At 34.9% G+C, this 23296-nt stretch carries 17 protein-coding genes; 1 reads left to right on the forward strand and 16 read right to left on the reverse strand.

Annotated elements, in window-relative coordinates; genetic code table 11:
• Positions 1-478: 478 nt before the first annotated feature.
• The 12 genes from NG743_RS00895 to NG743_RS00950 form a co-directional block, all read right to left on the reverse strand.
• Positions 479-3697, reverse strand: coding sequence for an SAV_2336 N-terminal domain-related protein (locus NG743_RS00895; RefSeq protein WP_257121289.1), 3219 nt, complete (start codon positions 3695-3697; stop codon positions 479-481).
• 219 nt (positions 3698-3916) lie between these two features.
• Positions 3917-5176 (reverse strand): AAA family ATPase, encoded by a 1260-nt coding sequence (locus tag NG743_RS00900; protein WP_257121290.1) that lies wholly within the window; start codon positions 5174-5176, stop codon positions 3917-3919.
• 48 nt (positions 5177-5224) lie between these two features.
• Positions 5225-6328, reverse strand: a complete 1104-nt coding sequence (locus NG743_RS00905; RefSeq protein ID WP_257121292.1) for an EAD6 domain-containing conflict system protein — start codon at positions 6326-6328, stop codon at positions 5225-5227.
• Between the two features lie 170 nt (positions 6329-6498).
• Positions 6499-7356: an EAD6 domain-containing conflict system protein gene (locus NG743_RS00910; protein ID WP_257121293.1), complete on the reverse strand. Its 858-nt coding sequence runs from the start codon at positions 7354-7356 to the stop codon at positions 6499-6501.
• 15 nt (positions 7357-7371) lie between these two features.
• Positions 7372-7935, reverse strand: a complete 564-nt coding sequence (locus tag NG743_RS00915; RefSeq protein ID WP_193964521.1) for a Pycsar system effector family protein — start codon at positions 7933-7935, stop codon at positions 7372-7374.
• 591 nt (positions 7936-8526) lie between these two features.
• Positions 8527-9018 (reverse strand): hypothetical protein, encoded by a 492-nt coding sequence (locus tag NG743_RS00920; protein ID WP_027400933.1) that lies wholly within the window; start codon positions 9016-9018, stop codon positions 8527-8529.
• Between the two features lie 495 nt (positions 9019-9513).
• Positions 9514-9843 carry a hypothetical protein gene (locus tag NG743_RS00925; protein WP_235335128.1) on the reverse strand — a complete coding sequence of 110 codons (330 nt, stop codon included), beginning with the start codon at positions 9841-9843 and terminating at the stop codon, positions 9514-9516.
• Between the two features lie 1038 nt (positions 9844-10881).
• The gene (locus NG743_RS00930; protein WP_027400930.1) at positions 10882-11289 is read right to left on the reverse strand and encodes a hypothetical protein; all 408 of its coding nucleotides are present in this window, start codon (positions 11287-11289) and stop codon (positions 10882-10884) included.
• A gap of 37 nt (positions 11290-11326) precedes the next feature.
• A complete protein-coding gene (locus tag NG743_RS00935; RefSeq protein WP_257121294.1) occupies positions 11327-11581 on the reverse strand; it encodes a MoaD/ThiS family protein in 255 nt (84 codons plus the stop codon).
• Between the two features lie 47 nt (positions 11582-11628).
• Positions 11629-13635, reverse strand: a complete 2007-nt coding sequence (locus NG743_RS00940; RefSeq protein ID WP_257121295.1) for an ATP-binding protein — start codon at positions 13633-13635, stop codon at positions 11629-11631.
• 46 nt (positions 13636-13681) lie between these two features.
• Entirely contained in the window at positions 13682-16957 is a 3276-nt protein-coding gene (locus tag NG743_RS00945; protein WP_257121296.1) for an ABC transporter substrate-binding protein, read from the reverse strand.
• A gap of 95 nt (positions 16958-17052) precedes the next feature.
• A complete protein-coding gene (locus NG743_RS00950; RefSeq protein ID WP_027400928.1) occupies positions 17053-18315 on the reverse strand; it encodes an ATP-binding protein in 1263 nt (420 codons plus the stop codon).
• A gap of 84 nt (positions 18316-18399) precedes the next feature.
• Here NG743_RS00950 and NG743_RS00955 point away from each other — a divergent pair, with 84 nt between their 5' ends.
• The gene (locus tag NG743_RS00955) at positions 18400-19731 is read left to right on the forward strand and encodes an aromatic ring-hydroxylating dioxygenase subunit alpha (protein WP_257121297.1); all 1332 of its coding nucleotides are present in this window, start codon (positions 18400-18402) and stop codon (positions 19729-19731) included.
• Positions 19732-19806: 75 nt separating this feature from the next.
• On the opposite strand, the gene NG743_RS00960 is transcribed toward NG743_RS00955, so the two are convergent.
• The 4 genes from NG743_RS00960 to NG743_RS00975 all read right to left on the reverse strand — a co-directional run bounded on the left by NG743_RS00960 (position 19807) and on the right by NG743_RS00975 (position 22555).
• A complete protein-coding gene (locus NG743_RS00960; RefSeq protein WP_257121298.1) occupies positions 19807-20388 on the reverse strand; it encodes a J domain-containing protein in 582 nt (193 codons plus the stop codon).
• A 104-nt stretch (positions 20389-20492) separates the two neighbouring features.
• Complete coding sequence (locus NG743_RS00965) at positions 20493-21086, reverse strand: ATP-dependent Clp protease proteolytic subunit (protein ID WP_027400925.1); 594 nt, start codon at positions 21084-21086, stop codon at positions 20493-20495.
• Positions 21087-21172: 86 nt separating this feature from the next.
• Positions 21173-21826 (reverse strand): ATP-dependent Clp protease proteolytic subunit, encoded by a 654-nt coding sequence (locus tag NG743_RS00970; protein WP_027400924.1) that lies wholly within the window; start codon positions 21824-21826, stop codon positions 21173-21175.
• A 39-nt stretch (positions 21827-21865) separates the two neighbouring features.
• Positions 21866-22555 carry an ATP-dependent Clp protease proteolytic subunit gene (locus tag NG743_RS00975; protein WP_027400923.1) on the reverse strand — a complete coding sequence of 230 codons (690 nt, stop codon included), beginning with the start codon at positions 22553-22555 and terminating at the stop codon, positions 21866-21868.
• Positions 22556-23296 lie beyond the last annotated feature (741 nt).

A 23296-nucleotide genomic window follows, 5' to 3' on the forward strand; every position in this document is an offset into this window, starting at 1 on the left:
CCTGCCTGTCCTTGATGATTAGCGGGCTTTTCGTCTCGCACCACAAGAAATTTTTGGGTATTTTTTTACAGCAATTTCCAATCATATAAGGTACATCTTAGCCCCCTCATCGCTTGCGGGGAGGGGGTTGGGGGTGGGGTTCTTGTTCCGGGTTTGATGACAATTTGCTGTAAATTTATTGACAAAATAAACCAAGAAGTTAGTATCAACAACGCCAGAGAATGGAAGTTAGTATCGTTAGTATCAACAACGCCAGAGAATGAATTCTCTGTCTCATAGCTGAAGTCGGTTGAAACCGACTAAAATTCCGGTTGTTAGTTATACGTCGTAAGCTGACAATATAAAATCCATAAAATCCCTGGTTTCATCCTGTTCATCCTTTAATCGGTGGATATCCTGATTCTGACAAAAAAATTTTCTCGCTATGCGAGAGGGATAAGACAAGAAAAGAGCAAGAGGGCAAAAGCGCATAGTGTTATTAAGTCCTCGCCGCACCACTACATACAACCCGAAAACCAATAAAGTCGTAGTCGAGGTCGTAGCCGTTGCGATAAGCAGAACGGCAATGCTCAGGATAGTTGAGCCACGAACCACCGCGCAGCAGTTTTCTATCACTACTCTCTTCGCTGCTTAACCATGCGCTACCATCTGTAGGCGCACCTTCATAGTCACTATGCCAATCATCTTGACACCATTCCCAGACGTTGCCGTGCATATCGTATAATCCAAAGTTATTAGCTACTCCAAAACTCCCTACTGCTGTTGTTTCTTCTCTGTAAACTCCTTTAGGTCTTGAACCATAAGAGCCTGACCATTTATATTCTTCATTATCCGTACCCTGATAATTTGCTAAATTCGTTGTAATCATCTCTCCAAAGTGAAATGGTGTGGTAGTCCCCGCTCGACAGGCATATTCCCATTCTGCTTCACTGGGTAAACGGTAGGTTCTACCTGTATATTGTGAAAGGCGATCGCAAAACTCAACCGCATCTTCCCAAGAAACTTGTTCAACGGGACGATTATCACCTTTAAAGTTAGATGGGTCTGGGTTTAGTTCTTTGTTCACTTGGGGTAACTGAGCCACAAATCGCCATTGTGCTTGGGTGACTTGATATTTACCCATAAAGAAGGGTTGGACTGTGACAGAATGTTGGGGACTTTCATTTTTTTTGTGTTCCAATTCTTCTGGAGGAGAACCCATGATAAAAGTACCACCGGGGATTAACATCATTTCTAGTTGAGTATCGTTAGCTAAGTCTTGAGTAAAACCTGTGGCTTGTGCTGAATAACGATCAATAGCAGACCATTTATTAATAAGAGATTTAAGATTTGATTTGGTAACTTTTTCACCAATTATTTGTGTTAAGACTTTCCATAATGGTTTAGCAATACTATTGCTAAGTTGCTGCTCTGATTTTGGGCAATTTGCTAATTCTCTAATTTGGTTATAAATTTGTTTATAGGTTAAATTTTCTAATGCACCATTTAATAATTGCTTTTCAATATCTGTTAAATATTTTCCTATTTTGTTAAATACTGCTTCGTTAATTTGTTCTAGAGTATTGTTACTATTAGATTGACTAGATTGATTAGCTTTTATAACTGCAACTTGAAAATCAAAAGTTTGTGGGTTAATAGAATCATCTATCAGAATGATGGTTTTAACTTTAAATGTAAATTCTTGTGTAGGAGGAGGATAAACAGCTTCAAATCTACCTCTAAAATCTATTCTGCCTTTATTGCGATATTGTAACCATCCTTCAAATAACTTACCTGTTTGATGCTGTTCCCAAAAATAATTATCTTCACTATTTATTTTAAAAATAATACTGGCAGCACTTTCATTATCATCAAAAGTCCAAGAAAGTGTTTGTTCTTTTACTGTTAAATTTTGAATTGTTACGACATCTAACTGAGAACCAAACTGGACTTCACCTTGTGGAGAAATTAATAAATATCGAGTAATTAATAAACCTTCTAGTTGTTCTTGCCAAGTACCATTTTCTTTAACTGCCCAAATATAGTTTCCAGCAAATTCTTGAAAAAATGCTTGATTGTTATTATGATTTAGTAAAGAGTGTTCAATTTCATTAGCAAACAGAGCATGATCTCCTCCTAACCGTTTTAAAACTTTGGCAGTAATAGTAGCAAAATAATTAAAATTTAGGTTTTGAAGATTTTTTTCGTTTTTGAGTTTTTCTAATTCCTGTGGATTTTTAAGTAAAGCCTGAAATTCTTTGAGATTTTTTCCCAGTTGTTTAGCAATATATTCAGAAATTTCATTAATTATTTTCAGGGAAGTCATTCCCAAACTATCTTGAAGAAAAATATCTCTTATTTCTTCATCAATAAAGCGATATTCAACATAATCTGGATGGGTATCTGGTGTAATTACTTTCGTAGGTTTTAAAATTCCTCCTAAAAATACTTCAGCTATGACATGAACTATTTTTTCTGATTGAGGTAGGAAATTTTTTTGAATTAATCGGACTACAGGTAAATTAATTACAGGTGCAGATGCTAATAAACTGACTAAATTTCTGGCTAGGGGTGAAGAACTGATGCGAAATTGATATACTCGTTCTTCATTGGATAATGATATTTGAGGTATATCTTGTGTTTGTGGTTCTTGTTGTTTTTCTTGTTTAACTATGTCTGAAAAGGCAAAACCACCTGCACCAATAGTTCCTTTGCATATAACCATTTTACTCCAAGTTTCTATGGAATCTGGTGTGAGACTAAAAACAGGAACTTTAATAGATTTATCAAAATTAATATCATCCCAAATTAAAATTTCTTTAATAGATAAATTACGATTTGCAACTGTATAAGCTGAACTATTTAACTGTACCATTGCCCCTGAACTTAAGGCAGTTCTTAACCACATTCTTTCGGGTAACATTTGCACAATGGCGACAATATTATGTTTTCCCCAAATCTTTAATAGATTAAAAGCTGTGCCATTACGCCAAATTTCACTAACACAATCACTGACTATGAAGATAATTCTACGACCAGTAGGATCAATTAATTTTTGAGGAGAATATCTTTTTTCCGCTATTCCTTGTTTTAAATAAATCTTTCCTTGATTATCTTTAAAGATGCCAAAGATTTGAATATTCCTAAATATACCATAATGTTTTAAAATTTTTTGTAATTCTTTGATAATGCGTTGCCAAAAAATCATGGAATCACTTTTATCTATAACTAATAATAAATCAAATTTTAATTCTCTGCGTGGTTCAAGAATAGGAATACAAATACCGTTTAATTCAGCCATAAGTTCGACGGTGGCTTTTTCATTTAATAAGACTGCTTTACCATAGGCAATATATTGAATTAATGAACGTAATGCTTTAGCAATTTTCCGGGGATAGGGAAGGGAGGAAACATCAGGAATATTTATTGATAAACCACTATCAGGATAGTCATTTGATGGTTTAGGATAAATAGGAACTTGAGTTTCAATAGGAGGTGTTATTTGTGGAGATTTTTGGGTGTTGTTTGGGGTTTGTAGAGGTGTATTTTCAGGTTGATTATTTTTTGCATTATCATTATTAGGCTGTGGTGTTGTTTTTTCAACAGAAACATGAGTACAAGTTTGTTGTGCTAACCAGAGAATTTCGGCAATTTCTGTACCAGTTAGATTTAATTTTTTTTCTAATGTGGTGATGAATTGGTCAAATTGCCTACTCATGGTTTTAAAATCCTTTACTATTTATATTTTACATGCAAGATGCCTACTCATGGTTTTAGAATCCTTTATTTATTTATATTTTACAGGCAAGATGCCTACTCATGGTTTTAGAATCCTTTATTTATTTATATTTTACAGGCAAGATGCCTACTCATGGTTTTAGAATCCTTTATTTATTTATATTTTACAGGCAAGATGCCTGTACCACAAGAGATATTTTTATTGTTCATCAGTATCAGATAAAGATTTAAACAACAACTCTTGTAAATCTTCAGTAAAAGATTCAGGATTCAGGTTATTTCTCATATAAATAGCATTTAATAATTGATCTGTTGCCCTTTCTGTTGCTTCTTTGTTTCTAAAGTCTTCTATGAGTTTATCCGTTGCTTTTTTAGTTTCTTCATAACTATCACCATCAAAATGAGATGCAATGATATTTTTTAAATATTCTGGATCAGGATCAGGCATTCTTACCCGTAAACAGCGCCGAACAAATGCGGGAGGAAAGTCTCTTTCTCCATTACTGGTCATAATAATAATGGGAAATTCTGAACAATGTACTCTACCTGCTTTAATTGTAGCTTTATCTTCAATGCTTGCGTCTTCTGTACGAACTTTTACAGTTTTATTTGCTTCTATTGTAGATATTTTTGGCTGAGAAGTATCAGCCCAACGGACTAATTCAGGAATGGAAAATTTACCTTCTTCAAATAGATGTAATAAATCATTAGGTAAATTAATGTCACTTTTATCAATTTCATCAATTAATAAAACTCTAGGATAAAGAGATGGTAAAAATGCTGTACCTAATGGTCCCAATGTGATATAATTACCAATATCAAGAAGTTTTTTCTTTTCTGGATCTGTAATTAATTGATAATCTTGAAGTCGGGCGATCGCATCATAAGCATATAATCCATCTTGGAGGGTAGTACGGGAAGTAATAGGCCAACTTAATACAGTTCCTAATTTTAATTCATGAGCGATCGCATAAGCTAAAGAAGTTTTACCAGATCCAGGATTTCCTGTCACTAAAAGCGGTCTTCGCAACAATATAGCAGCATTAACCGCATCTAATACTGTGATTTTAGGATTGTCTTCACTATCATCATCATTTGCTGCGGTTGGTTGACTAGAAACGCGAAATCTTTTACCTTTTTCTCGACCCCTTTCATTTTCGGGAGAGTTAGCTAATTTTTGAATTTTTTGCCATTGATCATAAATTTTCTTTAATTCTTCTGAATTTTTAGTAATTTCTTCAATCTTTTTATTTTTATTTTCACTATCATCTAAATTTATTGCTTCTTTTAATTTATCTATACCTTCAATTTCTAAAAATTTTCGCCAAGGTGGTGGAGATTTCATTTTTTCCTTGATCATTTTTTTTTGGCTATCTATATCATGATCTTGTCCATCACCATAAAATAAATACCAGTCCTTGTTGTTTTGTGAGTTGTTTTCTGTTTGATGTTCAGTCATTGTTTTTGTCCTTGTGAATAGTTTTAATTTGTGATACCTAAATACCCCTTATGTGGTGTTCATGGACATATTGGGAGATGTTAATTGACTTATTTGTGTTGGTAATTTGTCATGATCAAATAATACTCCTAGTATTAACCTTTCTTCATATTCCCGATAATATTGTTGTCTAATACTCAAAAGTTGCTCATATATTTTATCAACTTTACAAAAATTATTATTGGATATATTAAAAATTTCTTGATAGACATCATCAATAGTCCTATTGTCTTCCTCAAGACTGCACCTAATCCATAAACACAAAGGAGTACCAGGGGAAATGTAATTTATATAGAATTTATCAGGTTTTAATTGTAAGTCATTTTTAGTAATAAGATGACAATATTCTTGAAGATTATTTATATCATTAGTATCAGCAATAATTTTTTTTAGTTTTTGAAATTTTGACTCTAATCTACCTTTAGAGGCTTGATCTGTAAACCTATTATAAGAGCGTACTGTGAAAGGATATAAATGACCAATTGGTTGATCAATTCCAGCTTCCTTAATTTTTTTGATACTAAAATCTTTAGTTAAAAGTTTATGAGGTAAAAATAATTCAATAATTGGTGTAGGAGTGAAAATATTTGGTTTTGATTTCAATTGATTGATAATTTCATTTATGGCAACAGAAATAATTTGATTTTCTGAATAACCTTGATCTATATTAGACAATGTAATAATTGTCTCACTATCAGGAGTATTCATTTTAGTATCATTATTTTCAAATTGTGCAACTTGAGATGTTATAATATATTTTTTATTCACTGTTGGATGAGGAGTAACAATAACAAAAATATAATTAACAATATTATTTGCATTTTGAATTGTTGTCTTAGGGGTCACCGTTACCTCACTTCGCAAAGATTTTACTAAATCAGCAAAGTGTTTACTGGATTTACAAAGTATCTCTAAAAAACTATCTATTAGTCCTTTTTTAATTAAATGATTAACTAAAGAACTATATCTAGCATTAACTGTATTCCCAGTAATTGCATCATAAGGATTTCCTTTCAGTTTACTTGTATGATTTTCACATATAGTTTTTAATTCTTCTTCTGTAAATACATCTTGAAGAATTTTAATTAATACTTGTTTGTTGTCGTCAGTCATATTCATTATGTTTTACTAAAAAAATAATGGCGTTGCTGAATTAGGGTATGAAATTGAAAAATCAATGATTTCAAACTCTTACTCTCTGCGACTGGAGCGCCTCTGCGTGTTCGCGCAGCGTGCCGTAGGCATAATAAAATCATACTCTTAATCAGCAACGCCAAAATAATTTATCCTCGTAAAGATTTTACTAAATCAGCAAAGTGTTCACTGGATTTACAAAGTATCTCTAAAAAACTATCTATTAGTCCTTTTCTAATTAAATGATTAACTAAAGAACTATATCTAGCATTAACTGTATTCCCAGTAATTGCATCATAAGGATTTCCTTTCAGTTTACTCGTATTATTTTCACATATAGTTTTTAATTCTTCTTCTGTAAATATATCTTGAAGAATTTTAATTAATACTTGTTTGTTGTCGTCATCTGTCCATATAATAGGGTTAATAGGTTGTGCAGAATTTACAAGCATTGGATAACCATAAGCCTCTCTGCACTCATCATGTTTATTTTTAAAAGATTGTTTAGAGAACTTATCTTGAGAAAGTTCATTATAGGTCATTTTATCAACAAATAACCAACCAGGAAATGCACCAGATTCCAATTCTTTAACTACCATGAAAACATTTCCAATCATTTGATTAGGACGTTCAGGATCATAAACAATATCATCTGTTGCTGCACCAATGCGAAAACACCACTGATCTATACCAGGTTTTTGGTTACGTTTGTCAACCATTTCGCAAAATATTTTCACAAAATCATAGGCATTTTCAACAGATTCAAATGTAAGTCTACAACCATCTGCTAGAGGAGTTTCAATTTTGGTAAGGTGAGTTTGAATTCTTCGATTTTCAATTGATTGATTAAACGCTGTAGAAATAATGTCTTCAATTTGTTTAATAAATATTGCTAGAGCCTCAGCACCTAAATTGTATTTATTGTGTATATCTTGAAAAGACTTTGATGAGTTAACCAGATCAAGTTGAACTACAGTTAGTTTAATCTTAGTAGATGAAGATGACATAAAATATCTCGATGGTTACAAATGACGATAAATAACCAAACTAAGCAAAACAAAACAGGGAATTACCAAAATAGCAGCAATCAAAATATATATTGCATAGGTAAAAATCCGAAATTTCAGAAAAGTAATTTCAGCATTCACAGTTATTTGTGCAGCAATATCTTGATATTCTTTTTTGTAAGGTATATTATTTAATTTACTGTCAAAATAATGCTTATTCAGTGCCTCTAACAATTCAATTGGCTTATATTTATGCAAATGTCCGAAAAACCATAAATTATCTTTATCTGGATTAGTATTATTTAAGTTACGTCGCAACCCTAAAATACGCTCTAAATTGGTTCTAGGTAAAAAAGATAAGGAGCAAGCTAAAGCACAAATACAAAGAATAATTGTTGTTAATAATAACCCAATTTTTAATGAATTAGGCAGACTTTGTGCTGTGGATAAAATGGTTATGGTAGCAGTAATCGCAGTGCCAGAAAAAGCCAAAAGAATACCATTCTTAGCCTCTGCAAACTTCAGCCAGTCATTCACATTTTGGGAAATTGCTATAAGCTTAGAAGAAACATCATCCATGAAAACACCTCTCGTCAAATTTAGATTCTAATTCCCTGAGCCTTTTTTCCAACTCAGCCATCCTTTGATTCAATGGTACATTGTCAGTACAGCCAAGATACTGACTAATTGCACTCACAACCACATCAGTTTTCGACGTGCCAGTTAGCTCAACATGAGTTCTTGCAGTAGAGACAGATGGAGATAATCAGATGGCAATTTGTGGTTTGCTCGTTGACAGCTTAAATTCCGTAACTATACGGAATAGTACCAACTGTACAACAAAGTATTGCTAGTTCTAAACAATTCTTAACTCAAGCAGTGTCTTTCACACAAGCAATAATTCCTAAGTAGTGAGACAGAATGAATTACACAATGTCATTGCAAATGGAAGGAAGTGAAATGAAGCAATCGCCAGGGTTGTGATTGCTTCCCTTCCCTCGCAATGACTGTAAATATTTTTGTCCAATTACTTACTCTCTGCGACTGGAGCGCCTCTGCGTGTTCGCGCAGCGTGTCGTAGGCATAATAAAATCATACTCTTAATCAGCAACGCCCATATTTGGTTAAACTATAAACCGTTTTCAGTATAATGCTGGAAATTGGTAGAATTTATCTAATCAGTCTATTTTGCCACCGGGTAATGGCTCGCAAATATGCGATAATGGGAATCTGATAAACTTCAATAAAAATCCAAATAATAATTCCTAAATGTGCCAAAAAAGTTAGCACTGTCCAAACAAATGGAATCCATGACAGGGGAACATGAGAATGAGGAGGAAAATAATATGCTGTCACCCCTATTAAGGTAGTTGGTAAAAGAATAAAAGCAATTGCAGATAAACCATAACCCCAACCTAATTCCACAGTTCCTAATCGTGCTTGCGTCCACCTCAATCCATTCCAACTCCAAACTAAAGGCGGTTCTCTAGAAGGCATTTTAATTTGTTGTAATTCTAAATTAACTGTAAAAATCTCATTGCAGAAATCACAACACATAGCTTCCATCATCAACATTTGCGAAATTTTACCCACGCGACATACTGGACATGGATAATTTTCTTGAAAGTTTAAAGATGTTGATAAAATTGAAGATTTTGCCATAATTAAACTACTCCTTTTTTAACATCAGTGATAATATCCCCGACTTCTGACATTAATTTATAATTTGCGGACACAATAAATAAAAGAAGTCGGGGATTTTCTGATAATTTTTTTAATAAAACAACCTAGTTTATTAATAAAACCAGGTTGAATTTGATGTAAGAGTAAGCCACAAAATAAATGATCCTGTTTTGTCATGCTGAGTGTAGCGTTCGCGGAGCGTGGCGTTAGCCATAGCGGAACGAAGCATCTCAAGAGATTCTTCACTACACTTCGTTGCGTAATGCCTCTGGCACGCTGCGCGAACAGAATGACATTGGGTATTTCTTTTTGTGAAGTTCTCTAATGAAAATATTGAGAATGTATACTGCAAACGGTTCATAGTTTAACCAAATATGAAACCCCTCTCCAAACCTCTCCCCGCAACGGGGAGAGGCTTTGAAGCTTGTTCTTTGTATGATAAAAAAGTCCAGTTTCTAGCCGTTTTGAGTATAATTAGTCTAGAAAACCCATCAAAAGCTCGGAGTCATCGAAGGTGTTCGGCGCTATTGGCCGATTTCCGAAAACGGAATAGTTGTCAGCAACTACCAAGGTGCTAGAAGCAATGGGACGAATACCAGACAAGTTAATACTGTCAACTACTTGGAATGTGTTTGCACCTATGGGACGAATTCCCATGGAGTTGAAGGTATCAACTACTTGTAAAGTGCCAGTGGTAATGGGACGCATTCCAGCCACTATGATTGTTCCCTGAGAACTTTCTTCAGTATTACTGATATTATCCTGATTATTTTCTGTCATTTTTATTTCTCCTTTGTATGAGATGGCACTTGTTCAAACTGAATCTTTGTTTGTTAAGTGAATTTTACAATAATTAAGGAAAGAAGTATTTTTTTCCTATATATTTAGAGTCTAACCCTAAACCAGCATATATCACAGGTTGAATCTGAGATTGATAGATTTTTTTATGCGGTTAGAATCTTGATTATATCAGCTAATGTACATTTATTTTGGTACAGAGAGGTTATCTCAAGTTATAAAATTATTTTATCTTTTTTATACTAAACACGGGTGAGATTTAAACTTTTGCCAAATGACAAATAACCCAGATGTGTAGGGGGAAAGCAAGAGCTTCATTAGTGTCAACTTAACGTAAAACCCATAGCCCGCCTGGGAATGATAGCGTAGCGTGGCGTTAGCCATATTCCCAGTCTAATAGCAAAAGTCATCTGAAGATGACTAAATAACCCGAAAATTTTTGAGTAAACTTTAGTTTACTTTCGCTATTAGCCCGGACATATGGCTTACGCCCCACTACGCTATCATTTTCGGGCGGGTGTGGAAGCCACTTAACGTAAAACCCATAGCCCGCCTGGGAATGATAGCGTAGCGTGGCGTTAGCCATATTCCCAGTCTAATAGCAAAAGTCATCTGAAGATGACTAAATAACCCGAAAATTTTTGAGTAAACTTTAGTTTACTTTCGCTATTAGCCCGGACATATGGCTTACGCCCCACTACGCTATCATTTTCGGGCGGGTGTGGAAGCCAACAAATAAGCCATCTGTAGCCTAAGTTGACACCAATGAAGCTCTTGCTTTACCCCTACGTTTAGAATCAAACAATCCAGCCGTTGTGGTCTTGTTGAACCAAGAATCCCCGTGTCTTTAGAGGATGTTTTAAAAGTGGTATCCCATAATTTTCATCACATTTTTACCCCCCTTTCCCCTTGTCAAGGGGGGAAACAAGAAAAATCTGGTTTCCTCACCTTCACAAGGGGAGGGTTAGGGAGGGGTAAAACATTTAATACGGCAATCATGACTTTTCAAACACCCTCTTAGACTGGGGAGTGTCAAACATCCCATTAAAGAATTAAGTAACTCTGCCATTTGGATTGAGGATCTTGATGGGTTTTTTCTGGTATTAATAACCGCCAACTTTTACCTTCTTTTTGAATTTGTAGATAAACTTCAAAGGGTTTTTCAAGTTGTTTAAAACTGCGTTTTGGTAGTTTCACGGTAAAGTCGTAATTTCCCTGTACCCGATAAGCTGGTAAGTTTTCAATGGTGAGGGGTTGTTGTTGAATAATAGATATGCGCTGAATATTAAATTTTTGGAAGTTTAAATCTAGCTGTTGGTTAAGTTGCTGTTGGGTTTGTTCTAGTTGCAGGGCGATCGCTTTTTGCACTAATTCCGGTGTCGGTAATAAGGCAATACTAGTACAAGCTGTCAGCAAAATTATGAAAATTGTTGTAAAAATTAATTTAATCATCTTTAATTTCTTGTGAATGTATTTGCATATATCCTCATTAACCACCATTCACTGGAGGAATTAAAACCACCTCATCACCATTTTGGAGAATAGTATCTGGTTCAACAAATTGTAAATTCACGCCGAAACGGGTTATTTCTCGCCATTTGCTTAATTTTGGGTGTTCAGCAATTAGGCGATCGCACACAGCTTGCACTGGTGTACCATAGGGAAACTCCCACACTAACTCATTCACCCCATAAACTTCTTGATAAACAGCAAATAACTTTATAGTAATGGTAATATTACACATATAAATATCCTAAATTTACCACTCTTGATGTGTACAATAAAAATCGCTCATTTTTTAAGTTTTTCTAATACTGTAGCCCGTGTGGGGTTATTTGAAGATGATAAAGCTTTAATAAAATCCTGAGTTGCATGGTAGGCATAGTTGATGGTAGAAGTTTTGGTAGGTGAAGTAGGAAATATTATTTTTAATCCTGCTTCTGCGTATTCTGGTAGTGCAACTTCAGTAGCATCACTAGAATCATGTCCAATTATTCCCAGTATTGAAGTATCTTTCACTAATTCTTGAGCTACTTGTTTGGCTTGCTCCGTATTACTATCATTAGCGATGACAATTTCTACTAACCTACCCTTGAAGTTACGATTGAATTGATCTTGTGCTTGTGCTACACCTCGTAAAATTTCTTGAGCATCACTTGTATTTTTATCTATTGGTACAACTACGCCTAAAGTCCGAGGAGAACCCTGCTGACGTGCTAAACTATTGTTATAATAAATTAACACTTCTGGGTCATCTTTATTGTTTTCACCAGCTTTTTTAAATAATTCAGCAGCTTGTTGATAATCACCCTTTTTGAAAGCTTCAATACCTTGATCACGAGAGGTATTGTTAATATTAGGAAATAAAGTGTGATCGCCTCGACTAATGTTATTATTCTCTTGTGGTACACAAGAAATACCAAATTGTTTTTGTTGTCCTGGTAGACAGGAACGAGAAACAAAAGTAACTAGAACAGCTAAAATAATTGTTACTATAGTTCCTATTGCAGCTAAAAAAATTAGATTAGATTTAACTGAAGTAGTTTTCTCAACAGTAGTTCTTGCATTAGGAATAGATTGATCTCTGATATCAGAGATAACTATTTGATTGTTATCCCCATTTACAATATTTTCTTCTTGCAATTCTATATCAATCTGATTTTTTTTTTGCTCAATTTTATCTAACTCACTAATTTCTTCTCTTAGTGGGTGACGCTGTATAATCCAACGACGGACTAATTCTATTTTTACTTTCTGCTCTATTTCATCTAAAAAACCATTGCTTCTTAGGAACTGTTCCATTTGGATAATTTGTTTATCTTCTGTATCAGGTCTAAATCTTTTTATTAATGCAACATAATTTTCTGAACTTTCTTGAGCTTCTGCTATTGCTGCAAAAACAATTTTTTCTGGAATAGAAAATCCGTCCCAAAACCATGCTAACCCAGCTTCAGATATTTCAATTGCTTTATTTATAATAGCTTCTACGTCTTCTTTATTAACTTTCCAATGATCATTTTCTCGCGCTCTACCAAAAATAGTAAAACATATTGCTTGAATAAGATAAGGATGTCCTGCTGATAAATTAAAAATTGCTTCTATTGCATCTTCTTTATACTCAAGGATATTTTCGGCTGGTTTAATAATCAAATTTTTGGTACTGTTTTCGTCTAATAGCCCAATTTTTCTCCTCGATACATCCTTATTAAATATCTTACTTATCCTTCGATTATTTATTGATTTTTGTTCTATTAATAAAATTAAAAATAATTTTTTTCTAAAATTAATTATCAAAGATTCATAATATTGATAAACCTGTTTTAATAATTCAGGATTATTACTATTTAGCAAAGCATCAAATTCATCAATTAGGAATACCAAACGTTTATTGTTTAACGCTTGATATACTTGCGGTAAAAATTTATTATAAAAAATTTCAGGTTCTAATTCTAACTCCGTAATTTCCGGTAAATTTATATTTTTATCATCTAAGGAAAGGTCACTAATTATTTCTTTAGCTAACTCGGCTAAAATTCTACTGAGTGATTCTTGACTATAATATTCTAAATTAAACGTAACAAAAACAAATTCATTTAAATCACTAAGTTGAGAAGGTATATTCCTAATCACCGATGATTTACCAATTCTTCGTTGACCATGTAACAAGATGATATTTCGATTATGTTCAAGATCATCTTTAATAGACGAAAATAGGCTTTCTCGACCAAAAAGCAACGGTTGGTCAACTGGACGGCCAACAATATATGGATTCCTTTGTGGCTTGGAAAAAGTAATCATCTTCTTATAATATCCCTAACAGTATTAATTTCATCAGTGAAATCTCTTATTTAATTTCTACAAATTTACCATCCTTAATTTGCACAAGAATAGATTCACCCTTACGTTCTCTGTCTTCTGTAAACTGAAGTGGATAGCCTGATGTTTCACTACTATCGAGGTTTACCTTTTGTAATCTTTCTAATACTGTAGTCCGTGATGGATTGTTAGATAAAGCTTTAATAAAAGCCTGAGTTGCATCATAGCTAGTTGCAGTCCGCCAACTAATACCTCCTCCCCATAGTTGATTTGATTTTTCAGCAAAAGGTTTAGTTTGTGGTGTATCTCTAAACCAGGGTATGGCAATTATTAAACCTTCGGCATCTTTTCCACCTCTATCCAAAGTTTCATTCTTATAAAGAGTATCTCCACTTAACATTTTTAATTGTCGTATTGGCGAATTTTGAGGACTGTTTCTGAGTCTTTCGTTCCTATTGGTAATCTCTTTAGTAATTTTCATAGCAATATTAATGCTTTGTGTATCTGGAAATAACAACGCTGCTTGTACTTTCTCACCATATACACTTTTCGCAACTTCTTTTTCAGCGTCAAATGTAGTAGCAGTTAAATCAATCATCGGTTTAGGAACTACCTTACCCCCTAGTTTTTCAAATTCATTTGTGAATACCTCTCTAATGCTGTTACTATAGGGACTGTTAGGATTAGCAAAGATGACTGCTTTACTTAATTTCAAATTCTTATAAGTATATTCAGCGAGTTTTTTACCCCCACTTTCATCAGAATAAACTGCTCTAAAGAAAACCGGGTTATTGAGTAAAATGCTAGTGCTAGTAGGAGAGATAACTGCTAATCCTGCTTTTGCGTATTCTGGTAGTGCAACTTGAGTAGCATCACTAGAATTATGTCCAATTATTCCAAGTATTGAAGCATCTTTCACTAATTCTTGAGCTACTTGTTTGGCTTGCTCCTTATTAATATCATTAGCGATGACAATTTCTACTAACCTACCATTAAGTCCTTTATTTTGATTAAATTGATCTTGTGCTTGCGCTACACCACGTAAAATTTCTTGAGCATCAGTTATATTTGTGCCTACTGGTACAACTACTGCTAAGGTAAAAGGAGATCCTTGTTGACGAGTTAGGGCATTATTATAATAAATTCGCACTTCTGGGTCATTTGGATTTGCTTCTACAGCTTTTTTAAATAATTGAGCAGCCTGTTGATAATCAGCCTTTTTGAAAGATTGAATACCTTGGTCACGAGGGATATTGTTAATACTAGGAAATAAAGTGCGATCGCCTCGACTAATTCTACTATTATCTACTACACAAAAAACACCTAATTCCTTTCTTTCACCTGTTGGACAAGTTCTGAAAACTTGAGAAATCCCTGTACCAATAACTACAATTCCCGCTAATCCTATAGATGTTATCAATATTGAACCACGCTTCAGCCAATTTGGAGTTGCTATAGAATTTTTATTTATATCTTCAGTCTTTTTATTTTCAGTTGGTAGATTGTTGTTGGAATTAAAGATATTAATTTCTCTTAGTCTTTTTTGAGCAATTTCGCTGTTAGGATCAATTTGTAAAATCAACTCACATTGTTGTCTTGCCTTAGTCCATTCTCTATTAACTATCAATTCATGTATATAATTTTCTCGTGTTCTCAAAAGACCATCTTTGCTACTTTCTGGATCAATTTCGTAAGCTATTGTGTATAATTCTAAAGATTGATCAAACTTTTTTGCATCAGAGTATACTTTTGCTAAACTTAATAAATGCTCTAAAAGATTAGATTGTTTATTATTCATAGAATAAAATAAATAAGCTCGTTTGTAAAGTTCACAGGCTTTATCTACGTCTCCTATCTTTAAATATTGTTCAGCTAAAGAAACTACAGTTGTAAAATTGTTGGGATTAAGTTCTAACGCTTGTTGATAAATTCCTATTGCTTGTGAATAATTACTTTTTTCTCTTTGGCTATTAGCTGCCGACAAAAGATGATTAACATCATTTTTATCAAGTTCTTGTAATTCACTAATCTCATCTTTTAGGTCTTTTAGGTGATGCCTTTTCACTAACCAACGACGTACTAATTCTATTTTAACTTTTATTTTAACTTTGGCTTCTTTGCTATTTCTTTTAACATCTAGAAATTCATATTCAACTAATTGTTGGTATGCTTTATTTAAATATTCTGCTCGTACTATTCCATAATCTGCTAATAGTTTTAGTAATGATATTGGTAGTGTTGTGTCAATAAATTCTTCTGGTTCAATCTCTATATTTTCAGCCTCTGCTGCTGCGGCAAGAATAACTTTCTGTTCAGAAATTAAATTACTCCAAAATCCGTCTAAACCAGATTCAGCTAATCCAATTGCTATATCTACAATAGCTTCAACATCTTGAATAGTGATATCTAGAGGATAACTTACCTGGTTCTTCCCTTTATAGCGATTGCTTGCTAAATTATAAATAGCAAAACAAACGGCTTGCGTAAGATATGGATGTCCAGATGTTAGTCCATAAATTCTTTCTATTGCCTCTTCATTATATTGTAAAACTCCCTCAGCCGGTTGAGTAATTAATTTTTCATTATTACTTTTATCCAATAAAGAAATTTCTATATTGGGTGCTTCTTTCAAGAAAGAACGTAATTTTGGTAATTTTGAAATATGTCTTCCTACTACCGGAATAACACATATTTTCTTATTTTTATCCAGCAGTTGCATAATATAATTAAGAAAACTTATACTATTTGAAGTCGAATTAATTTTTGTTTCTAGTTCACTCACAACATCAAATTCGTCAAAAAGCAAAGCTAGTTTTTTATCGCCTAATTCTTTATAAATTTCTGGCAAAAACTTCTTAGAAAAAATATTAATATCAGTTTGTATATTCTCTGTTAAATACTTTATTAAGTCTATTAATTCATGATTTTCATTTTTTGGTAATTTGTCTTCTAAAACTTTTATTATTAAGTTTATTAAGTCATATTTTGGTAATTTGTCTTCTAAAACTTTTATAACGTTATCTGTTATTAAGCATAAAATTACTTCGATAGATGATTCTCCTAAGTGTTGAAAATCACAATTAATAAAAACGAAGTTATCTCCAGCAACCTTGTTAGAAATTTGATTAAGTACAGATGATTTACCAATCCGTCGTTGACCATACAATAAAATTAATGTTTGTTCAAGATTGTCATTAATCTTGCCGAATATATCTTCTCTTCCAACAATTTTTTTGGGGTCTCTAATCGTATCACCTACTATATAAGGATTTGGAGGAAATCTATTTGGAGGTAAACTAGTCATATTTCATCTTCTCACAACTTATAAGTTTAATCTCAGAGCAATCATTGTCTATAAACTTAGTAGAGAAGTTCAATAAAACCTCCCTACTACAAAGTTTATTTAGGAAATACTGGAACTACTTTCACAATCCAATCTAGGACAGATCGTACTTTGTCTGGATTATTTCCTAACCAGGTAACTACGTCTGTAACCTTCTTTACTTGTCCACGACTAATCAGATTGATAAATACTTTTTCTCTGTCTGTAATTAATTTTTCTGGAGTATTCAAAATCTGCTGAATTACCCATTTTTTCATCAGTAATGAAGTAAAAGAGTAAAACTTTCCTGTTGGTGCAGCAATGGAATTAATTATCCCCTGTTCTTCTAGTTTTGTTAAAAATGTACTATGTTGTGTCAGAATGCGTCCCACTCCACTCAAATTAAATTTGATCTCCTCTATATGACCCTCCATATCTAACAAAGCAATTAGCATTAATAAGGCTTGGTCTATTTCATCACATCTGTTCCAAATTGTTTGGAAAATTTGTTGGGTATCTCTTTCAAAACTCTGTGCAAATGTGTTAATATTAGCTCTATTCTCAGGTTGTATCTCTCTGTATAGTAAGAAACCAGCAGTTTGTACTAAAATCGGATGTCCACCTGTAATATTGATAATTTCACCCCGTAATGTTGGTGGTCTAATTATTGTCAATAGTTCAACCAACTCGCTTGTATTAAACAATTTCAGCGATTGGAATACGTAATGATTATACCAAGGAGAAGCATTGGGGTTAGGTTTAGGACCTAGTTTACTGAGACGTTCCAATGAAGTAACAATCATTGACAGGTATTCACTTTCGTCACCACTAACAGCCAAACTACGACATTGAGCTAAAAATGTTTCCATGTCAGCTTCAGTATACTTGTCATTTGTTACCAAAGCTGCATCAAAGTCATCTACCAACAATATTAAAAATTTATCCTTTTTACCCAGGTTCTTTAATGCCTTACGCAGACTATCATTTGTAACTGGTTTTTCAAGTAATGGACTAATTTCTGCTTGTAATTGTGGTTCATTATCTAATTTATCATGTAGCAGATTTAATACTTTTTGCCAAAAACCAGCAGGAGTGAAGGGCTTAATATCTTGTCCGTTGAGTAGTACAATTACAGCTTGAGATACATTTATTCCATGTTGTGCTAATGCTTGTTCAGAAGCAAGTTTCCTTAAAAAGGAAGTCTTACCCATCCCTGGACCACCCCAAATGGCAAAATGGCTATGATTATAGATTTGGTCAAGAGCAAAGTTAATTTCTGATGTCCGTCCGACAAAATGTTCTGGAGGAACTGGTCTACCTGGAAAAAAAGGATTGGCCATGGTGAATTTGAATAGTTCGAGAAATTAAAATTATTGTGACAGTATACTATCAGTAGTGTACTTGTTTTATCTCTTAGAAGCAATATGCAATCTGAATTTAATTTCTTTCAGCACTGGTATCCAGTCATACCTATAGAAGACTTAGAACCACAAAAACCAAAATCCATTACATTATTAGGAAAAAGATTAGTAATTTGGAAACCTACAAAATCAGAAACATATCGGGTATTTTTGGATCAATGTCCCCACCGTCTCGCACCATTAAGCGAAGGTAGAATAGAAACTAAAACAGGTAACTTAATGTGTAGTTATCACGGTTGGGAATTTAATGAAAATGGCATTTGTCAGCGCGTTCCCCAAGCAGAAAACCCAGAAATTATTGCCAAAAATAAAGAAAATTTTTGTGTTGTTTCCTTTCCTGTTCGTCAACAACAGGAACTACTTTGGGTGTGGCCAGATCAAAAAACAGCAGCAATAGCTGAAAATACACCTTTACCTTTATCACCCCAAATAGATGCAGAAAAAGGATTTGTGTGGTCGAATTATGTTCGAGATTTGGAATACGATTGGCAAACATTAATAGAAAATGTAGCAGATCCTAGTCATGTTCCTTTTTCTCATCATGGAGTTCAAGGTAATAGAGAAAAAGCTAGACCTATACCTCTTAATATAGTCAAATCAACCATTAATTTAATTGAAGTAAATATCGAAAGGGGTTTACCCACAACTATTACATTTGAACCACCTTGTAGATTAGAATATACCATTAATCTTGGTAATACTGGCAAAAAATTAGGTTTACTGGTGTATGCTATTCCTGTATCTCCTGGTAAATCGAGAATAGTTGCTCAATTTTCCCGCAATTTCGCTAAGACTTTACATCGCTTTATTCCTCGTTGGTGGAATCATATTCATGAAAGAAATCTAGTATTAGATGGGGATATGATGCTACTAAATCAGCAAGAGTATTTATTGCAGAAGAAACAATTACATGAAAGTTGGAAAACTGCTTATAAGTTACCAACAAATGCTGATAAATTAGTAATTGAATTTCGTAATTGGTTTGATAAATATTGTCAGGGTAAATTGCCTTGGCATGAAGTAGGAATTGATGTAAGTGAACCTGCACCTATTAATGATAATCATGCAGAAATGTTGGATAGATATAAACAACATACTCAGCATTGTAGTAGTTGTCGCACCGCAGTTAAAAATCTAGAAAGGTTGCAAATAGGACTTTTAGCATATTTTGTAATTGTTATATCTGGAGTAGCTGTATTACCAGATTATTGGCGGTTACAGCTAGGTTTACCATTGGTAATTACGGCACTTTTAGGTTTAGGCGCTTACAGTTGGCTGAAATTTTCGCTCATTCCTAAATTCTACTTTGTAGATTACATCCACGCAGAGAAATAAACAATTCAAAAATAAAGAATGAATCAATAATAAACTCTTACCAATCACCCATTACCCATTACCAATTACCAATTACTAAAGCTTTAATTCCAAACGTTGAAAATCTTGCTGAACTTCAGACCATAAAGTTTTATTGTACGGGTCAGTTTTTAAGGCTTTTTTCAGATAAATTCTGGCTTTTGGGAGTTGTTTTTGCGTAATTAAAGCTCTTCCCCAGATTTGATAAGCGATCGCCAACCATTGACGCACCTCCCCATCCCCCGGTAAACGCGCCACTAAAGCCTCTGCTAGAGCGATCGCGTGGGGAAACCGTTTTTCCTGTAAAAACCGCTGTAATTGCTCATAAGTCTTCCACTTTAACCGCTGTTCAATCTCCTGCAAATTTTGTGGACGAGGTGTAACCATTGTTTTCGGTGCTGCTGGTTGAGTTTGCACTTCTGTCGCACTAGTCCTTGGGTTAATTTCCTCCGGCGGTAAAACCGTTTGGAGAAACTTATAAGCCTCAGTTACCGCAATAAACTTATCTTTTGCTTTGAGATCATCTGGGTTGATATCAGGATGATACTGCTGAACCAACCGGCGATAGGACGCTTTAACATCAGCAAAAGAAACTCCCGACCTTAAACCTAATATCCGGTAATAATCTTCAACATCCATGTTGCTTCGTTTGACTTCAATTCAAAATTCAAAACTAAAAATTCAAACCGAGAAACTCAGACTTTTGAACCTTACAGCTTGAATTTTGAATCATTTTCCCCTATTTAAATACGTTCTTCAATCACACGATCAATTAAACCGTATTCCTTAGCTTCTTGAGCAGACATAAAAAAGTCACGATTCATGTCCTTCTCGATTTTCTCTAAAGATTGACCAGTATTATCAACATAAATTTGATTTAACTGGTGACGAAGCCGTAAAATCTCCCTAGCCTCAATGGCGATATCGCTTGCCTGACCACGAGTTCCACCTGAAGGTTGATGAATCATAATTCGGGAGTGAGGCAAAGCCATCCGCTTCCCCTTTGTCCCCGCAGCCAACAGAAAAGATCCCATAGAAGCAGCTAAACCAACACAAATTGTCACCACCTCAGACTTAATGTGTTGCATAGTGTCGTAAATCGCCAATCCCGCAGTCACCGAACCACCGGGAGAATTGATATACAAATAAATTGGCTTAGTTTGATCATCAGAATCTAAATAGAGCAAATAAGCGACAATCGCATTAGCGATACCATCATCTACTTCCTCCGTCAAAAAAATAATGCGCTCCCGAAATAGACGATCTTCGAGATCGATCCATTGTTCATAGGTGCTACCTGGGAGACGATAAGGAACTTTGGGAATACCAATAGGCATAGGACAATTTTAGTGAAGACTATGAGAATAGAACTGGAGAATTTCCGTCAAAGTTGAGAAGCCAGAATCCAAAATAGAGAGCAAACTCAAATAGAGCTTGGCAAATTCTTGGTACTTTCTAGCACCCGATCAATTATTCCGTATTCCTTCGCTTCCTGGGGAGTCATATAGAAAATACGTTCACTATCTTTCGAGATTTTTTCGGCTGTCTGTCCCGTATTTTGGGAAAAAATATCAAAAATTATCTTTTCTTTCTGCAACACCTCTTCCGCATTCACTTGAATATCTGTTGCTTGACCCTGAGTAGCCACACTAGACTGAGTCAGAGCAATATTGGCATGAGGTAGACTGAATCTTTTTCCCTTCGCCCCAGATGATAGAATCAATGCTGCCATACCCACTGCTTGACCCAAACAGATAGTAATAATTTCTGACTTGATGTACTGGATTGTGTCATAAACTGACAAACAAGCCCTAATTGACATCATTCCCAAACTTTCATCCATACCAGCCAGCACAGGATCACCCAAAGAATTGATATAAAGGTAGATTGGCTTACTCTGATCGTCCGACTCCAGATACAGCATGGCAGACATCAGGGAGTTAGCCAGAGTCGTATCCAGTGGACGATTCAAGAAGAGAATCCGCTCCTGCGCCATCCGTTGATCAATACTGACCCACTGCCACTGGTTACCACCAGGAATGTTATAAGGAACTTTTAGTGATGAATCAACAGCCATAGGGATAATTAGAAGAAATTAGAGATGATGAGAACCAACTTAAACAATCATTGGTAAAGGTTTCGGCAGATCCTTCATGCTTTCGAGAACGCGATCAATCAATCCGTATTCCTTGGCTTGTTGGGGAGTCAAATAAAACATCCGCTCAGTGTCCTTGGCAATCTTGTCGGCAGACTGTCCAGTATTTTGAGAGAAAATATCCAAGATAGCCGTTTTGTTGGCTAAGACTTCCTTGGCGTAAATTTGAATATCTGTTGCTTGACCTCTAGTACCACTGCGAGGTTGATTCAGGACAATAGTGGCATGAGGTAAACTAGCTCGCTGACCCTTAGTTCCGGCAGATAGAATCAGTGCTGCTGTTCCCAATGCCTGACCAATGCAAATTGTATGTACGGGTGTTTTGATATAGTTAATAGTATCACAGATAGCAAAAGCTTCCGTTTCGTAGCCGATCGCATCTCCTGTATACCAAGATGTACCCGTTGAATTGATGTAAAAGAAGATTGGCTTGTCTGGATTATCAAATTTCAGATAAAGCAACTGAGCAATAATTAGCTTGGTTACATCAACGCCCATTTGCCGTTTGTATTCATCTGCTGAAACTAAAGGCATTCCCAGATAGACAATTCGTTCTTTTAAAAGTAGAGAAGCTAAATCTGGTGGCGGTGTCCGGTAGGAACTATCGCCGTAGTAAGAAGCCTGAACTGACTTGATGGGGGAATTTTCCATAGCAACTGATGATCTGAGATTATGCCGTTAATGTATTACATCCTAGCGCGATGCTCACCCAATTTAGGGTGCGGATTTCTCCCTGATAGTGAAAAAAGCTAGATTTTAGTGAGTCCCGCCAAAAAAAAATCCAGCCTATCCCAAAAAAGTCAGAAAGTAGGGGCGCAGGGCCTGCGCCCAGTCATCCCCATCTATACACCCAGTCATCCCCATTTATACACCCAGTCATCCCCATTTATACACCCAGTCATCCCCATTTATACACCCAGTCATCCCCATTTATACACCCAGTCATCTCCATTTGTACACCCAGTCATCCCCATTTGTACGCCCAGTCATCCCCATTTGTACACCCAGTCATCCCCTTTGTACGCCCAGTCATCCCCATTTGTACGCCCAGTCATCCCCATCTATACACCCAGTCATCCCCATTTGTACGCCCATCAATCCCCATTTGTACGCCCAGTCATCCCCATTTGTACGCCCGTCAATCCCCATTTGTACGCCCGTCAATCCCCATTTGTACGCCTATCAATCCCCATTTGTACGCCCGTCAATCCCCATTTGTACACCCAGTCATCCCCATTTGTACACCCAGTCATCCCCATTTGTACGCCCGTCAATCCCCATTTATTGTTCTTTTTGAGAAAAAATAACCTATTTACGCCATGATGTCCTAAGATGCTCCCAATTGCTATTACCTTATCTGTAAAATGCGTTACGTTTTCCCTCAACTGATAA

This window comes from Dolichospermum heterosporum TAC447, from assembly GCF_024584745.1.
GTDB classification, from domain to species: Bacteria; Cyanobacteriota; Cyanobacteriia; order Cyanobacteriales; family Nostocaceae; genus Dolichospermum; species Dolichospermum heterosporum.

Bases quoted from the DNA above. Each gene is read 5' to 3' on its own strand.
- NG743_RS00895 (WP_257121289.1), bottom strand. From the start codon at position 3,697: ATGAGTAGGCAATTTGACCAATTCATCACCACATTAGAAAAAAAATTA.
- NG743_RS00900 (WP_257121290.1), bottom strand. From the start codon at position 5,176: ATGACTGAACATCAAACAGAAAACAACTCACAAAACAACAAGGACTGG.
- NG743_RS00905 (WP_257121292.1), bottom strand. From the start codon at position 6,328: ATGACTGACGACAACAAACAAGTATTAATTAAAATTCTTCAAGATGTA.
- NG743_RS00910 (WP_257121293.1), bottom strand. From the start codon at position 7,356: ATGTCATCTTCATCTACTAAGATTAAACTAACTGTAGTTCAACTTGAT.
- NG743_RS00915 (WP_193964521.1), bottom strand. From the start codon at position 7,935: ATGGATGATGTTTCTTCTAAGCTTATAGCAATTTCCCAAAATGTGAAT.
- NG743_RS00920 (WP_027400933.1), bottom strand. From the start codon at position 9,018: ATGGCAAAATCTTCAATTTTATCAACATCTTTAAACTTTCAAGAAAAT.
- NG743_RS00930 (WP_027400930.1), bottom strand. From the start codon at position 11,289: ATGATTAAATTAATTTTTACAACAATTTTCATAATTTTGCTGACAGCT.
- NG743_RS00935 (WP_257121294.1), bottom strand. From the start codon at position 11,581: ATGTGTAATATTACCATTACTATAAAGTTATTTGCTGTTTATCAAGAA.
- NG743_RS00940 (WP_257121295.1), bottom strand. From the start codon at position 13,635: ATGATTACTTTTTCCAAGCCACAAAGGAATCCATATATTGTTGGCCGT.
- NG743_RS00945 (WP_257121296.1), bottom strand. From the start codon at position 16,957: ATGACTAGTTTACCTCCAAATAGATTTCCTCCAAATCCTTATATAGTA.
- NG743_RS00950 (WP_027400928.1), bottom strand. From the start codon at position 18,315: ATGGCCAATCCTTTTTTTCCAGGTAGACCAGTTCCTCCAGAACATTTT.
- NG743_RS00955 (WP_257121297.1), top strand. From the start codon at position 18,400: ATGCAATCTGAATTTAATTTCTTTCAGCACTGGTATCCAGTCATACCT.
- NG743_RS00960 (WP_257121298.1), bottom strand. From the start codon at position 20,388: ATGGATGTTGAAGATTATTACCGGATATTAGGTTTAAGGTCGGGAGTT.
- NG743_RS00965 (WP_027400925.1), bottom strand. From the start codon at position 21,086: ATGCCTATTGGTATTCCCAAAGTTCCTTATCGTCTCCCAGGTAGCACC.
- NG743_RS00970 (WP_027400924.1), bottom strand. From the start codon at position 21,826: ATGGCTGTTGATTCATCACTAAAAGTTCCTTATAACATTCCTGGTGGT.
- NG743_RS00975 (WP_027400923.1), bottom strand. From the start codon at position 22,555: ATGGAAAATTCCCCCATCAAGTCAGTTCAGGCTTCTTACTACGGCGAT.